Source organism: Salinibacter grassmerensis (assembly GCF_947077765.1).
Classification (GTDB): Bacteria; Bacteroidota; Rhodothermia; order Rhodothermales; family Salinibacteraceae; genus Salinibacter; species Salinibacter grassmerensis.
Window position 1 is genome coordinate 107,337 of the sequence record NZ_CAMTTF010000003.1, and the last position, 14,600, is coordinate 121,936.

The 14,600-nt window shown below is 63.0% G+C and carries 12 protein-coding genes; all 12 read right to left on the reverse strand.

What is annotated here, in order from left to right; genetic code table 11:
* Positions 1-34 precede the first annotated feature (34 nt).
* Positions 35-2,368, reverse strand: coding sequence for a DNA gyrase/topoisomerase IV subunit A (locus OJB03_RS07755; protein WP_263786339.1), 2,334 nt, complete (start codon positions 2,366-2,368; stop codon positions 35-37).
* A 327-nt stretch (positions 2,369-2,695) separates the two neighbouring features.
* A complete protein-coding gene (locus OJB03_RS07760; RefSeq protein WP_263786340.1) occupies positions 2,696-3,346 on the reverse strand; it encodes an ATP-binding protein in 651 nt (216 codons plus the stop codon).
* 91 nt (positions 3,347-3,437) lie between these two features.
* The gene (locus tag OJB03_RS07765) at positions 3,438-4,472 is read right to left on the reverse strand and encodes an NAD(P)H-dependent glycerol-3-phosphate dehydrogenase (RefSeq protein ID WP_263786341.1); all 1,035 of its coding nucleotides are present in this window, start codon (positions 4,470-4,472) and stop codon (positions 3,438-3,440) included.
* A 118-nt stretch (positions 4,473-4,590) separates the two neighbouring features.
* Positions 4,591-5,280, reverse strand: coding sequence for a glycerol-3-phosphate 1-O-acyltransferase PlsY (gene plsY, locus OJB03_RS07770; protein WP_263786342.1), 690 nt, complete (start codon positions 5,278-5,280; stop codon positions 4,591-4,593).
* A 163-nt stretch (positions 5,281-5,443) separates the two neighbouring features.
* Positions 5,444-6,457 (reverse strand): phosphoribosylformylglycinamidine cyclo-ligase, encoded by a 1,014-nt coding sequence (gene purM / locus OJB03_RS07775; RefSeq protein WP_263786343.1) that lies wholly within the window; start codon positions 6,455-6,457, stop codon positions 5,444-5,446.
* A 45-nt stretch (positions 6,458-6,502) separates the two neighbouring features.
* Positions 6,503-7,312, reverse strand: coding sequence for a phytoene/squalene synthase family protein (locus tag OJB03_RS07780; RefSeq protein ID WP_263786344.1), 810 nt, complete (start codon positions 7,310-7,312; stop codon positions 6,503-6,505).
* Between the two features lie 113 nt (positions 7,313-7,425).
* A complete protein-coding gene (locus OJB03_RS07785) occupies positions 7,426-9,402 on the reverse strand; it encodes an aconitate hydratase (RefSeq protein WP_263786345.1) in 1,977 nt (658 codons plus the stop codon).
* Positions 9,403-9,578: 176 nt separating this feature from the next.
* Positions 9,579-10,373, reverse strand: a complete 795-nt coding sequence (locus tag OJB03_RS07790; RefSeq protein ID WP_263786347.1) for an enoyl-CoA hydratase/isomerase family protein — start codon at positions 10,371-10,373, stop codon at positions 9,579-9,581.
* 72 nt (positions 10,374-10,445) lie between these two features.
* Positions 10,446-11,210: a hypothetical protein gene (locus OJB03_RS07795; protein WP_263786348.1), complete on the reverse strand. Its 765-nt coding sequence runs from the start codon at positions 11,208-11,210 to the stop codon at positions 10,446-10,448.
* Between the two features lie 62 nt (positions 11,211-11,272).
* A complete protein-coding gene (gene fbp, locus OJB03_RS07800) occupies positions 11,273-12,343 on the reverse strand; it encodes a class 1 fructose-bisphosphatase (protein WP_263786349.1) in 1,071 nt (356 codons plus the stop codon).
* 71 nt (positions 12,344-12,414) lie between these two features.
* Positions 12,415-13,440, reverse strand: a complete 1,026-nt coding sequence (locus OJB03_RS07805; protein ID WP_263786350.1) for an NAD(P)H-dependent glycerol-3-phosphate dehydrogenase — start codon at positions 13,438-13,440, stop codon at positions 12,415-12,417.
* Positions 13,441-13,523: 83 nt separating this feature from the next.
* Positions 13,524-14,435 (reverse strand): helix-turn-helix transcriptional regulator, encoded by a 912-nt coding sequence (locus tag OJB03_RS07810; protein ID WP_263786351.1) that lies wholly within the window; start codon positions 14,433-14,435, stop codon positions 13,524-13,526.
* Between the last annotated feature and the right edge of the window lie 165 nt (positions 14,436-14,600).

A 14,600-nucleotide genomic window follows, 5' to 3' on the forward strand; every position in this document is an offset into this window, starting at 1 on the left:
GGAAGCGGATGTCTCGCGATCGCGGTTCCGACGGCTACGTGGTCTCGTTCAGGGACACTTCGACGGGCTCCGGGAAGACCTCTGCGAAGTAGCCTCGCTTGATCACGAGCGTGCCCTTCGCGCCCCGATTCGTAGCGTCGAACTTCGTCGTGCGCACGATCTCTTCCCGCCCGTTGTTCGTCTCCACGGCAAGGCCCTGTCGGGCGCGCCGACTAAGGGTGAAGTCAAGCACGCGATCGTTGTCCTCAAGCCGGATGGCGCGCACGCCTTTAGCAGGTCCCTTGTACACCGATACCTGATGGACGGGAAAGACCAGCGCGCGCCCATCATGAGAGGCGAGGCAGATGTTTTCGTCGCCCCGGGCGAGGTGAACGCGCGCCACCTCGTCTTCGTCCTCCAATCGCATGTACTTGCGGCCCGTGCTGATCGAGGGCTCGAGGTAGCCGTCCAGCGTAAAGCGGGTCGCCTGCCCGCTCTTGCTGAGGGCCACGACGTAGGGCTGGTCCGGCGCGTCGGGATCGTCCGGGTCGAAGAGCTCCCCTTGCTCGCTCGGCTCGGACGGAACCGGATCCGGCAGCGCCCGCTCGTCGAAGCTGACCACGCCCACCACGTGCTCCCCATCGTCGAACGAGAACAGCTTCTGTACCGGATCGCCGTACCCGGTCGTGCTGGGAGTTTCCGTGATGCGGGTGGTGTAGCACGTGCCGTAGTTCGTAAAGAAGCCGACAGTGGCGCGGGTCGACCCCGCCAGGGCCCATCCCACCTCGTCCCCGTCCCGGGTCCGGATGGCGTCGAGGTCCGAGTAGGTCCCCTGCCGTTTCACCCAGCCGTCCCGCGTGACAATGACGTGGACATCCTCGTCGACGATGTAATCCTCCTCGGTGTACTCCATGTCCGCCTTCGGCCCGACGAGGGTACTGCGGCGCTCGTCCGTATACTGGTCGCGGATGTCCTGAAGCTCCTCTCTGACCATGTCCCAGCGCGCGTCCTCGTCGTCGAGCAGGCGACGGATTTCCTCCGCCCGGGCTCGCTTCTCCCCCAGTTCGTCCCGGATCGCCTCCATCTCCATCTGTGAGAGCTTATAGAGCTGCGTCTCCAGAATCGCATCGGTCTGCTCCTCGCCGAGCTGAAACCGGTGCATGAGCCGCTGGGCGGCGTCGGCCTTGTTCTTTGAGGCCCGAATCATCTCGATGGCCTCGTCGAGGGCGTCAAAGATCGTCTCGAAGCCCTCCAGGATGTGGATCCGAGCCTCCAGTTCCTCCAGCTCGTTCTGCAGACGCCGGGTCACGACGTCCAGTCGGAAGTCGAGAAAGTACCGCAGGATGGCACGGAGATCCACCTGCTTCGGGGCCTTGACGTCCGTGCTCTCAGTCGGCACGAGGCAGGTGAGGTTGACGTGGAATCGCTTCTGGAGCTTCGTGTGCTTGAAGAGGTAGGCCATCGCCGCCTCCGTATCGGAGCCCCGCTTCAGCTCTAGGACGATGCGCACGTCGTCGGTCGACTCGTCGCGCACGTTCGACAGCTGCGGGACGTTCTCCTCGGCGATGTGGTCGGCAATCTCTTCGACGATCTTGCTCTTGTCCACGCCGTAGGGCACCGACTCGAGGATGGCGCGGGTCTTTCCCTTCGTCCGGTAGGCCCCACGCATCTCGATCGTCCCGGAGCCCGTCTCGTAGATCTCCGTAAGTTCGTCTTGTGTATTCAGAAGGCGCCCCCCCGTCGGAAAATCCGGGCCCTGAATGTGATCGCGGACGAGGGTCGAGGTCTCCACCTCGGGCTCCTCGATCATGTGGAGGGCCGCGTCGACCACCTCTCCGAGATTGTGCGGTGGGATGTTCGTCGCCATTCCGACCGCGATGCCACTTGCCCCGTTCACCAGGAGATTGGGGACGCGGGCGGGAAGCACGACCGGCTCCTCCAGCGAGCCGTCAAAGTTGTCGCGGTAGTCGACCGTCTCGTCGCGGAGGCCCTCCAGCATCTCCATGGCCAAGGGTTGGAGCTTGGCCTCCGTGTACCGCATCGCCGCCGCACTGTCGCCGTCAAGCGACCCGAAGTTGCCGTGTCCGTCGACGAGGGGCGCCCGCAACGAGAACGACTGGGCCATGCGCACCATGGCGTCGTAGATGGCCTTGTCGCCGTGGGGGTGGTACTTTCCCATTGTCTCCCCCACGACCGTCGCGCTTTTGCGGTGCCGCTTGGACGGGTACAGGTTCAGGCTATCGAACATCGCAAAGAGGATGCGACGCTGCACCGGCTTCAGGCCGTCACGGATGTCCGGCAGGGCCCGGCTGGTGATGACGGACAGGGCGTAATTGAGGTACCGCTCGCGGGCGGTCTCGTGAAGCGGAATCGTCTCAGTAACAGGCATCAGCGGCGTTCAATAACGGATGTGAGCAGCGCACACATAGTTTACCCACACGTTTTCGGAGATACAACTGCCACTGACAGGCGTTTCGGGAGATTTGACCGTTTTCCATCGGGCCACTGCTGGTTGCGCGCCTCACCGCGTAAACAATCCTGACACAGAGGGACGTTCATCCGCCAACCGCCGTTCCGAAAGACGTGTACCGACACGCACCGGAAAGACCTCCCTGATTGTAGACGAAAGTGACATTTTTTCTTTCAATAACGGAAACAAATAGGTGGGGCTCAGCGGATCCTTATCTGGAGTCGCCCACCGTCGGTTGCCGCCCGATCAGTAGTTCAGCGTAAAGTAATCGCCGTCCTGGTCGGGATGGAGATGCAGAAGATCGGCCTCCGTGAGACGGAGCAGCGTCTGGGACGCTCGCTCCGGTGAAATGTCGGCTAGCTGAGCCAACTGCGACACAGAGATGCGGCCGTAGTCATCCAGGTAACGCATGAGCAGGGACTCCGTCTCCCCAAACTCGAACGTCACCCCCACCTGGTCTTCCTGCTCACGGAGCTCCTGAATGGTCTCGGGGCTTGCCTCAATGCTGCTGGCATCGACCCGCACATACGTTCGTCCGTTCTCCTCAGGGGCCTCCTCGTCGGGCACCACGACGTGGGGCTTGGTGCTGCTTTCGGGGATCGTCACGACGAGCACGTCGCACCGGGGCTCCACCACAATCCGCTCCGTCTCGTACTCCACAACGGGTCGGGAGTGGGCGTTCACGGCCTGACGGAGGAGAAACTCCTGTTCGGACGTGTGCTCCAGCCCCATGATGGTTCCGTCGTCGTTGACGCCGAGCACAATGCGTCCACCGTTGGTGTTTGCCAGCGCCACCACTTCCTTCGCGATGCGCTCGGGCCGGGGGGCCCGGCGCTTAAACTCCACGCTGATTCCCTCCCCCAAGTCGACGAGCTGTTCCAGTTCTCGACGCGTCATACCAGTCGTGCAGGCGAACGATGAGTAGGTGCAGCCGGGCCGAAGAGGCGAGACAACAGCCCTCAGGGGGGAGCAACGAAGAACACTAAGGTCAAGAGACGTTCTGAAGGCTCTGTGGCAGCCAATGCTCTCGCTTGGCCGATCGCGTCATGAGCTCGTCCACCATGTCTTCGGGCCGCTGATCCTCGAACAGAACACGGTGGACCGCCTCGGTGATGGGCATCTCGATGTCGTAATGGCGCGCGAGATCTTGAATCGACTGGGTCGTCCGGACGCCCTCCGCCACCATGTCCATTCCCGACTCGATCTCTTCAAGCGTCTTTCCTCTTCCAATTTGCTCGCCGAGGTGGCGATTGCGGCTGTGCTGGCTCATGCAGGTCACGAGCAGATCCCCGATGCCCGCCAACCCAGCGAACGTTTGGGGCTTGGCCCCCATCGCAATCCCGAGGCGCCGCATCTCGGCGAGGCCACGAGTGACGAGGGCCGCCTTGGCGTTGTCCCCGTATCCGACCCCATCCCCCATCCCCGCCGCAATCGCGAGGACATTCTTCGCAGAGCCCCCAATCTCTACGCCCACCACGTCGGTGTTCACGTATACCCGAAGACGGTCGGTCATAAAGGCGTTCTGGACCCACTCGGCCCGCGGTTCGGTGGGGGCGGCCGCAACCAATGTGGTCGGTTGGTTTTCGGCCACCTCCTCCGCGTGACTGGGCCCGTAGAGCACCCCAATCTGTTGGGCCTCCATCCCCGTCAGTTCATCGGCCAGAACCTGCGACATCGTCTGCAGGGTGTCGTTTTCGATTCCTTTCGCCAACGACACCACGGTCGTCCCCGGGCGAGTGAGCGGCGCGATGCGGGCCGCCACGCTGCGCAGGTTCTGCGAGGGCACCGCCACGGCCCACAGGGACGAGGCCCCCGCGGCGGCCTCAAGGTCCGACGTCACGTGCACGGACGATGGGATCTCAATATCAGAGAGGTACGTCGGGTTGTGGTGCGTTGCCCGCATCCGCTCGACCGCTTCGTCGCGGCGGGCCCAGAGGGTCACGTTGCGCCCCGCAGCGGCGAGGTGAACAGCGAGGGCCGTTCCCCAGCTTCCGGCTCCGAAGAGCGTAATCGACGTCGACATGAGAAGTCGTCTGAATGCAAAGAATCGGGCGCGGGGCCGACGGCTTTCAGTCCAAAATGGGCCCTAGGCAGGGACGCCCCCTGCGGCAGATGTACTGAAAGGGGCGCCGGGACCTTCGTCAAAGTTCTCCACGCCCCCGCATGCCCTGGGCCGGCTCGAAGGAGCTAATCTGGCTTTCGGTGCCGTTCAGGAGGCGCTGAATGTTGGACCGGTGCGCCACCACAATGGACAGCGCGAGGAGCCCCCCAAAGACGAGCAGGCTCGGGTCGAGGTCGGCCCCAAACCCGAAGCGGCGAAAGGCCACAAGGGTCGGAAACGCCACGGCGGCGGTGATTGAGGACAGCGACACGTAGCGAGAGGACAGCAACACCGTCACGAAGACCGCAAGCGTAATCGCCATGGTGAGGGGCGTGAGCGCAAAAAGCATCCCGGCGGCCGTGTTTACGCCCTTCCCGCCCTCGAACCGGGCAAAGATGGGATACATGTGACCGATCACCGCCCCAAGTCCGGCGAGCAGTCCCAAGACCACGAACGGGTCTCCCCCAAACAGCGACAGGCTGGGCGGGATGGGATCAATGCGGATCACCGATGCCACGACGCCCGCCGCGAGGAAGCCCTTCCCAAAATCCACGACCGTCGCCAGCGCGCCCGCCTGCCACCCCACGACGCGGAAGGCATTGGTGGCCCCGCAATTATGACTTCCATGATTGCGGATGTCCACCCCGTGTAGGGCCTTGCTCGACCACAGCGCGCCGGGAACGGACCCCAGGAAATAACTGATGAGCAGTATGACGGTCAGCGACCACATGTCGACACCCCAGCAGCGGTGAGCGGATTGAGAGTGCGGCGCGAAGGCAGGACCGAGGTGCGTCGACGCGCCTCGGGAATTTAGTGCCTATCGTATCTCTTATTTGACGCCAAATGTTCCGGGGGAACCGGTCGATCCATCCCGGTACTTCACCTCGAAACAGCTAGGAGGAGGCCTCTGCGTCATCAATCCGGCCCATTCGGATCGGCGATTCGCCGACCGCCTCCAGTTTATCAACGGCCCGAGATACATCCTCCGCCCGCACCACAGCCACCAGACCGATCCCGAGGTTAAAGGTTTGCCGCATGTCGTCTTCCGGCACATCCCCGAGCTCTTGAATCAACGAGAAGATGGACGGGCGATCCCAGGCGTCGTAATCGACTACCGCTGCACACGCGTCCGGCACCACCCGGCGAAGATTGTTCGGAAGCCCCCCACCGGTGATGTGCGCGAGTCCACGGGCAAGACCGGCCTCCGCGAGCGCTCGGATCGGGCGCAGGTACGACCGGTGAACGCGAAGCAGCGCCTCTCCCACCGACATCCCTCCCAGTTCGGAGGGGCAATCGTCTACGGTGAACGCGTCGAAGAGAACGCTCCGGGCGAGGGTGTAGCCGTTGGTGTGGACGCCGGTCGAGGGCAGCCCGAGGAGCACGTCCCCGGGGGCTACCTCGTCCCCCGTCACGATCTCGCCCTTGTCCACGAGCCCGACGACCGTCCCCACCAGATCGAAGTCGCCCTCGCCGTACACATCCGGCATTTCCGCAATCTCTCCGCCCACCAACGCGCATCCATTCTCGTCACAGGCCGTCGCGAACCCCCCCACGACCGCCTCCGCCGTGTCGGGCTCAAGGGCGCCTACCCCGTAATAGTCGAGAAAGTACAAGGGCTGGGCCCCACACACGGCCACGTCGTTTACGCAGTGGTTCACCAAATCCTGCCCTACCGTATCGTAGCGCTCGGCGCGGGACGCCACCTTCAACTTGGTGCCCACCCCATCGATGGACGAGACGAGCACTGGCTCGTCCATGCCCTCCAGGTCCGGCTCGAAGAATGACCCGAAGGCCCCAATGTCGGCCAGTACGCCGGGCGTAAAGGTTTCTTGCACGCTCGACCGAATGCGGTCGACCGTTTCTTCGCCGGCTTCAACGTCAACACCAGCCTCTTTATAGGTTGTCATGGTCTTACACACTGTGATTTGTAACGTACCGCGGTTGGTTGGGCGCTATCGGCGGCCGAAGAGCATGAGCAGATACACCTCCAGCCGACGGAATCGCGACAACTCGACGGGGGCCGACCAGAGGTCGTAATCACGTCGATCCAATTCGTCCAGCAGAGCGAGGGCACCGTGCCAGTACCGAAGCAGAGCGTAGCGCTTCCGAACCCCAAGGTCTTCGGCCAACGATCGGCCTCGCTGCAGGGCGTCGCGCACCCGGACACTCTGCTTCCAGAGCAGCCGACGGGCTCCCTCCGTAGCCGGCCCCGTTCGGAGCTGCTCCACCGTGACATCGTACTGACGGAGCTCTTCAAGTGGCACGAAGAGACGTCCCTGTGCTAGGTCGGCGGGCAGCCGGAGGAGATGCGTCAGGTGAAAAAACCCACGGGCCAGTTCGTCGACCCACCCAGTCTGCACAGAATTGGTCAGGCCCGCCAGGTGCCCAAGAAGACGGGCATGGGGCGCGGCCCAGAGCCGGACGAAGGTCTCCAGCTGATCGGAGTTTTGGAAGCGGGTCTTCCCCACGAGCAGACGTGCGGCTTCAACCTGCGCCCCAAGCCAGTCCAGGGTCAGGTCATGGGTCTCACACGCCTCGTAGGCGGCGGACGCGGTCTCTTCAGGCATTCCCCGGAGCGGCTGGGCCGCCTCCGCCCGTGCTCGCTCCTCGTCAAAATAGGCCTCCACGTCTTGGCCCGCTGGCACCGTCGGGCTCTTAAGGGCCGAGTGCCAGTGCCAAAACGCCCGCGCCGCGGGGCGGCGGCGCGCAGACCAACCGTCGTAGAACGGGCGGGGCAAATCCGTCGTATGATCGTCACCCATCCGAAACCGAAAAGTCCGTCGCACCAAAGTATACGATCAGAGCACCCCCAAATACGGAACGGGGAAGCCACTGCGGGCTCCCCCGTCCGTCTCATTGCTAAGCCAGAGCGACGTTACGCTTCCACGCCGGCGAACTCCTTCTTTACCACGCTAATCTGGCTCCCCTCGAGCACCATTTCGAGCTCTCGGTCGGACAGGTCGTGCTCCACGACGTAGGTCTCATCCTTGTCTGCGTTCGTGACCTCCACGTCCGTTCCGGACTGCACCTGATCGCGCAGGTTGCGGAGCTGCAGGGTATCGCCCTGCTCAATGCTGTCGTAGGACTCGTCGTCCTTGAACAAGAGCGGCAGGATTCCGAAGTTGGCCAGGTTCTGCCGGTGGATTCGGGCGTAGCTCTTGGCAATCTTGACGCGGGTGCCGAGCCAGCGCGGCGCGATGGCGGCGTGCTCCCGGCTCGACCCCTGCCCGTAGTTCGTACCGCCGACGACGGCAAAGCCATTCTCTTGGTGCTCCATGGCACGGTCGAAGAAGCTCTCATCGACCTGCTCGAAGACGAACTCCGAAATCTTCGGGATGTTGGAGCGGTAGGGCAGAATGCGTGAGCCAGCCGGCATGATTTCGTCGGTAGAAACGTCGTCGCCCACCTTCAAGAGAACCGGCAGGTCAAACGAGTTCTGAAGCGGCTCAAACTCGGGCAGCGAAACGACGTTCGGGCCCTTCTCGAGGTCGACGTTCTTCGCCTCCTCCTCGCTCAGCGGCTCCACGAGTTGATCGGTGTTGACGCTGATCTGATCCGGCGTCTCCGCGTCCGGATACTCCATGTCGTAAAGGTCTGCCAGATCGCGCGGGTCGGTAATCTCGCCGGTGAGCGCCGAGGCAGCGGCCGTCTCCGGGCTCACGAGGAATACCGCGTCTTCCTTCGTGCCGGAGCGGCCTGGGAAGTTGCGGGGCACCGTGCGCACCGAGATCTGACCGGTGGCGGGCGCCTGGCCCATGCCAATGCAGCCGTTGCAGCCGGCCTGGTGGATGCGGGCGCCGGCGCGGGTCAGCATCTGGAGGTGCCCGGAGTTCATCAGGTTCTCCAAGATCTGCCGCGAGGTCGGGTTCACGTCGAAGGACACCCGGTCGTGCACCTGGTGGCCATCCACAATCTCGGCGGCGCTGGCGAAGTCACGGAAGCCAGGGTTGGCGGAAGAACCCACGTAGCTTTGGTAGATCTCCTGACCCTCCACCTCTCGCACCGGCACGACGTTGCCCGGGCTGCTGGGCTTCGCGATCTTCGGCTCCAGCTCCGAAAGGTTGATCTCTTCGTACTCGTCGTAGTCGGCGTCCTCGTCGGCCTGGATCTCCTGGAAGACCTCTTCGCGGCCCTGGCGGCGGAGGAACGCCCGCACTTCGTCGTCGGACGGGAAGACCGTGCTGGTCGCACCCAGCTCCGTCCCCATGTTGGCGATGACGTGCCGGTCCATGCAGCTGAGGCTGTCAAGGCCTGGGCCATAATACTCAATGACCTGCCCCACGCCTCCATCCACGTCGTGACGCTCCAACATGGTGAGGATGACATCCTTTGCGCTTACCCAGTCGGGCAGTTCCCCGGTGAGCTTCACACCCCAGACCTCCGGCATGTTGATCGTGTACGGCTTGCCGGCCATTGCCATGGCGACATCGAGACCGCCGGCCCCGATGGCGAGCATGCCGATGGCGCCCGCGGCGGGCGAGTGACTGTCGGAGCCAATCAGCGTCTTGCCCGGCTCTCCAAACCGCTCCTGGTGCACCGGGTGGCTCACGCCGTTGCCCGGGCGGCTGTACCACGCGCCAAACTTCTTGCAGGCGCTGCGCAGGAAGAGGTGGTCGTCCGGGTTCTTAAAGTCGGACTGAATGAGATTGTGATCGACGTACTGCGCCGAAAGCTCGGTCTGGACGCGGGGAATGCCCATCGCCTCAAACTCCAGCATCACCATCGTGCCGGTGGCGTCCTGAGTGAGGGTCTGGTCCATTTCGAGACCGATTTCCTTCCCCACCTCCACGTCCTCGAAGCTTCCGTCAGCGAGATGGCTGTCGATTAGCTTCTCTGCAACATTTTTACCCATAGGTCTAAAAGTAATGGTCAAGCAAAGTAGTCACGGATCGGCAAATACCACCCTCCAGCTATACTAGAATAACAGCCTTACTCCGGAGTTTACACTCCAGCACGTAAAATTTGTGTGCCCAACTCAGAGTGCATCATGAGTGGAATATCTTTACCTGCTGAGGAACCGCCCGTTCCTCACCCCTGGGCTTCCTGTTTCCAGGGGGGGTCTTCATCGTTGAGGAAGGCTTCGATGCCCGCCTGACAGTCGTCCGTGCCACGGGCAAAGGCATTCATCTGTACCGCGTAGTCGAGCGCCTCGTCGAGCCCCATTCCGGGCACCCGCGCAAGCATCTGCTTCGTGAGCGCCACCGCCGAGCCGCTCGTTTCCCGCGCAAGTTCGTGGGCCAGATTGCCCACCGCCTCGTCGAGCTCGTCTTCCGAAACGACGCGGGTGACCAGTCCCATCTCCGCGGCCCGGGACGCGTCCACCAGACGCCCCCGGAGTAGCAGGTTTCGAGTCTGCGTCTCCCCCAGTTTCCGCCGCAGAAACACCATCACGATGGCCGGCACAAACCCGATGCGCACCTCCGAGAACCCGAGCCTCGCCCCCTCCGACACGTATGCAAAGTCGCAGACGGACGCGAGCCCACACCCGCCCCCGATGGCGTGGCCGTTGACCTTTGCAATAACGGGTATCGAAGACTGGTAAATCCGGCGGAAGAGCTCCGCGAGGTGGCGGGAGTCTTTCTGGTTCGCCGTCGGCCCCGCTTCGCGCATGGCCCGAAGCGAGGACAGATCCGCCCCGGCGGAAAAGGCCGAACCGGCCCCGGTCAGCACGATGGCGCGGAGGGACGCGTCCTCCTCCGCAGCGTCCAGGTCGTTCTTCAGCGCCGTCACCAGTTCGGCGTTTAGGGCGTTGCGCTTGTCGGGGCGATTGAGACGAAGGGTACGAACAAGGCCGTCGGTCGACGTCTGGATGAGATTGGGCATTCGTGAAAATCGACTGGTGTCGAGAAATGTAGAGCCTGGAAGTGCCTCCCTCCGCCTGTCTAGACGGGGATCCTACGCGAATTCGTCGGCCAGATAAAACCGGTAGATTGGCCAGACGTCGAGGACGAGATCGAGCGCGCGGTCGACCAACTCCGCCCCAAGGTCGAGGGTCTCTTCGCGACCAATGTAGTGGCGCACGTGAATCCCGTTCGCCCCGTCCACGCTGTCCGGAACGTGGTCTATGGGGGCCTCGAAGTCAGTTTTTGTCTTGCTTCCGCCCGACCTGCCGTGCGTCTGGAGCCGCCAGTCTTTTCTTTGCAATAACGGGTTTACAAGGTCGAGGTAGGTGCTGGGGGCACCCTGGATCCGCGACTTTGCCTGGGCCAGCAGGTCCGTTGCGTGGGATCCGACGTAGATGCCCACCGCAAATCCATCCGGGGAGACGCGGTGGGTGATCTGGACGTCTTCGAGGCGGCGCGTCTCCGGCCGATAGAAAGACATCCACAAATTGTCGTTGCAGCCGCCGGCCCCAAAGTCATTTTTGAGCAGGCGGCTGAAGACGTATTTCTCGGTCTCGAACCCGAGCCGGTTCGGGAGCACCCAGTTCACCACCAGATCATCGCGGTAGCGCCGGAAAGGATCTTTTAGGTGGTCCGTGACTCCCGGCTTCTCCTTTTTGTACTGGTCGATGTGGGGCTCGGCCCGGAGCCGATCCAGCATCGCGAAGACCTTTTCGGACCACCCCTCGAACGACCGATCGAGGGATTCCGGGCGGCGCATGGCATCGAGGGACTTTCGCGGCGGGTTGATGGCCGCAGTGGACGGCTCGTCGGACATGTGGTACGGGAGAGATATCGGACGACAAACGCGTCGCTCGTACGACCCGTTGCGGCCAACGTTCAGGCCCTGCTCGCGACCTCCGCCTCGCGGCCCTGCAGGTACGCTTCCGCCGCTTTCACCAGCGGTGCGCTGCCAATAAACAATGGAGTGCGCTGGTGGAGGTCATCGGGGGGAAGGTCGAGAATGCGCTGGTGGCCCGTGGACGCCCGCCCCCCAGCCTGCTCCACGAGGAAGGCCATGGGATTGGCCTCGTACATCAGGCGCAGCTTTCCCTTCGGATGATCCTCTGTGGCCGGGTACATGTACAACCCCCCCGTCAACAAATTCCGGTGGAAGTCGGACACGAAGGAGCCGATGTAGCGAGCACGGACGCGCTGCCCCGTGTCCGGGTCCTTAGTCTTGAGCCACCGCAGAAACGAGCGAAGCTCCGCCGAGAAGTCATCAATATCGGCCTCGTTGATCGAATACATCGCCCGCTCCTGCGGGATCTGGAGGTTCGGATGCGTCAGCAGAAACTCCCCAATGCCCGGATCCAGGGTAAAGCCGTTGACGCCGTTGCCGGTCGTGAAGACAAACATGGTCGACGAGCCGTAGGCCACGTACCCCGCCGCCACCTGCTCCGCGCCCGGTCGAAGGGCCACATCGAGGGCATCGTTCTGCTCAACGTCTTCGGGGAGGGTGTAGACGCTGAAGATCGTCCCCACCGATGCATTGACGTCCGTGTTGCTCGACCCGTCGAGCGGATCGAAAAACACCGCGAAGCGCTCTTGGAAGTCGCCCCGCGGCGAGAGGGAGATCGTTTCCGGCTGCTCCTCCGAGCCGATCAGACAGCACTCCCCGCCCCGCCGCAGGGCACGTTCGAGCTCCCGATCGGCAATCTCGTCGAGTTTCTTCTGCTTCTCGTCCTGCACGTTCACGGTCCCACTCTCCCCCATGACGTCGAGAATGCCCGCCCGCCGAATGTTGTGGTTGATAATCTTCGCCGCCACGCTGACGTCGCGCAGGAGCCGTGAAAACGCGCCGGTCGATTGCGGGAAGCGCCCACGACGGTCGAGAATGAACTGCTCAAGCGTCATGACCGATTCCAGGGCACCAGACGGGGCTGGGCCGTCCGACGGGGCGTACGACATGGAATGAGCAATCTGTGTCAACAAGAACGAGGACTCGGGGGCTGCCGCTTGCCGACCGGCGACACGCTGCCCTACTGCTCCAGGGTGGTCGGAAGCCAGTTTTCGTGCTTGGCCGAACGGGTCATGAGGCGTTTTACCATCTTCCGGGGGCTCTTGTCGTCGAATAGAATGGCGTGAACGGCCTCTGTGATGGGCATCTCCACCCCGTGGTGCTTCGCCAGGTTGTAGACGGAGCGCGTCGTCCGCACCCCTTCCGCAACCATCGCCATGTCGTTGAGGGCCTCGTCGAGGCTCTTCCCCGTACTGATCTGCTCCCCCAGATACCGGTTGCGGCTGTGCTGGCTCATGCAGGTCACGACGAGATCGCCGATGCCCGCCAGGCCCGCGAAGGTTTGCGGATCGGCCCCGAGGGCCTGTCCCAGACGTCGAATCTCGGCCAGGCCGCGCGTGACCAGTGCAGCTTTGGCGTTGTCCCCATAGCTCACCCCGTCGGCAATCCCCGCGGCGATGGCGAGGACATTCTTGGCAGAGCCCCCAATTTCGACCCCGAGCACGTCCGTGTTCATGTACACGCGCAGGCGCTCAGTCATGAACACTTTCTGGATGTACTGGGCCTCCGCCTCGTCGGGGGCCGCCGCCACGACGGCCGTGGGGCGCCCCTCGGCTACCTCCTCGGCGTGGCTGGGGCCGTACAGCGCCCCGATCTGATCCGACGGCACCGACTCGAAGACATCGTCGAGGACCTGGGACATGGTGAGCAGCGTCTCGTTCTCGATGCCCTTCGACAGGGCCACGAGCCGAACGTCCGGGTGCACGTGCCGGCGGAGATGCTCGGCCCGCCCCCGGAGCTGCTGGGACGGCATGGCCATGCCCCACAGATCAGATGCCTCCGCGGCCGTCTCCAGATCGGTAGTAATGTACACGGAGGACGGAATGAGCAACTCGGGGAGGTACGTCGGGTTGTGGGAGGTGCGGCGAATTTCTTCGGCCACCTCGGGACGGCGTGCCCACAGGACAACGTCACGTCCCGCCGACGCCAAGTGTACGGACATGGCTGTGCCCCAGCTCCCGGCACCGAACAGCGTGATGGAGGACATAGATCGGGAATGAACGGGTGATATGGTCTGAACGTCCCTCAGTCGCGAGAGACGACGGAAGCGCTTCCTATCGGACGCAAACGTTAATCCAAGAGGTCCATCTGATACTGCTTGGGGGTTACGCCCTCATGCTCTTTAAACATGTCGATGAAGTGGCTGGTGCTACTAAAGCCCAGGGCGTGACTCACATTGGTCACGGTGTTGTCCGAATCCGCCAGCAATTCTCGCGCCCGAACGACCCGCTCCCGCGTGATGTACTCCAGCGGGGACATGTCGAATTCGTCGCTGAAGTGCCGGTAGAAACTGGACTTGCTCATGCAGGCTTCCTCCACCAGCTCATCAATCGAGATGTGCCGGTCGAGGTTGTCCTGAATGTACTGCACGGCCGCGGCCAATCCGCCGGCAGACGTATTTCGGGGAAGCTCCCCGACGAGAAGAGGACGCGAAGGGGTCTGGAGCATCTGAATGAGCAGCTCCATCGCGTTCAGGTCGATCAGGCGGTCGCGGTTGGGCGGGTCTTCCCGGAATAAGTACGCGACCATTTCAAGCACACGGGCAATTCCCTCGTTTCCCTCCACGTGGAAATAGGCGCGCTCGTCCCCAGACCCTCCCTGAACCGTGGCACCCGACGGCACATCACTCGCGACGCGATCGAGAATGGAGCGGACCTGCGACCGATCGACCCGCAGCACCACGTACCGGGTCGGAACCTCGTCGGCCGCAGGAAAGTCGACCGTGATTGTCTGAAGCGGAGGCACGACCAGCGACTCGCCCGCCTGGACGGCCAATTCCTCCTCCCCTTCCACGTCTACCTTTGCCGTCCCGTTGACCAGTCCATAATATGTAAGGTGTGGGGCTCGGAAGGACACGTCGCGAGCCGGCTCCTCCACGACATAAAAGGAGAGTCGTGCCTCATCACCGCCCACGCCCAATCGATAGTTGACAAGGGATTCGGACGCCTCCCCATACGGAGTTGGCCGAAAAGATCGGGACATATTCCTGAAGGTGCATGAATACAGTCGTGAGCACCAGTTCTCGATGCGGAGCCCAAGTCGGTGGCCAGCGCCTTTTCCGATTCATCGGACAAACGGTTCGATAGAAACGTCAAACTGTCCCCAAAGCGGATTCGAGAAGATATACGGACCCGCCGCACAAAAGCC

Coding starts and splice junctions, on each gene's coding strand:
- OJB03_RS07765 (WP_263786341.1), bottom strand. CDS start 4,472: ATGTCGACGTCGATTACGCTCTTCGGAGCCGGAAGCTGGGGAACGGCC.
- plsY (WP_263786342.1), bottom strand. CDS start 5,280: ATGTGGTCGCTGACCGTCATACTGCTCATCAGTTATTTCCTGGGGTCC.
- OJB03_RS07785 (WP_263786345.1), bottom strand. CDS start 9,402: ATGGGTAAAAATGTTGCAGAGAAGCTAATCGACAGCCATCTCGCTGAC.
- OJB03_RS07790 (WP_263786347.1), bottom strand. CDS start 10,373: ATGCCCAATCTCATCCAGACGTCGACCGACGGCCTTGTTCGTACCCTT.
- OJB03_RS07810 (WP_263786351.1), bottom strand. CDS start 14,435: ATGTCCCGATCTTTTCGGCCAACTCCGTATGGGGAGGCGTCCGAATCC.
- OJB03_RS07805 (WP_263786350.1), bottom strand. CDS start 13,440: ATGTCCTCCATCACGCTGTTCGGTGCCGGGAGCTGGGGCACAGCCATG.
- fbp (WP_263786349.1), bottom strand. CDS start 12,343: ATGTCGTACGCCCCGTCGGACGGCCCAGCCCCGTCTGGTGCCCTGGAA.
- OJB03_RS07795 (WP_263786348.1), bottom strand. CDS start 11,210: ATGTCCGACGAGCCGTCCACTGCGGCCATCAACCCGCCGCGAAAGTCC.
- OJB03_RS07780 (WP_263786344.1), bottom strand. CDS start 7,312: ATGGGTGACGATCATACGACGGATTTGCCCCGCCCGTTCTACGACGGT.
- purM (WP_263786343.1), bottom strand. CDS start 6,457: ATGACAACCTATAAAGAGGCTGGTGTTGACGTTGAAGCCGGCGAAGAA.
- OJB03_RS07760 (WP_263786340.1), bottom strand. CDS start 3,346: ATGACGCGTCGAGAACTGGAACAGCTCGTCGACTTGGGGGAGGGAATC.
- OJB03_RS07755 (WP_263786339.1), bottom strand. CDS start 2,368: ATGCCTGTTACTGAGACGATTCCGCTTCACGAGACCGCCCGCGAGCGG.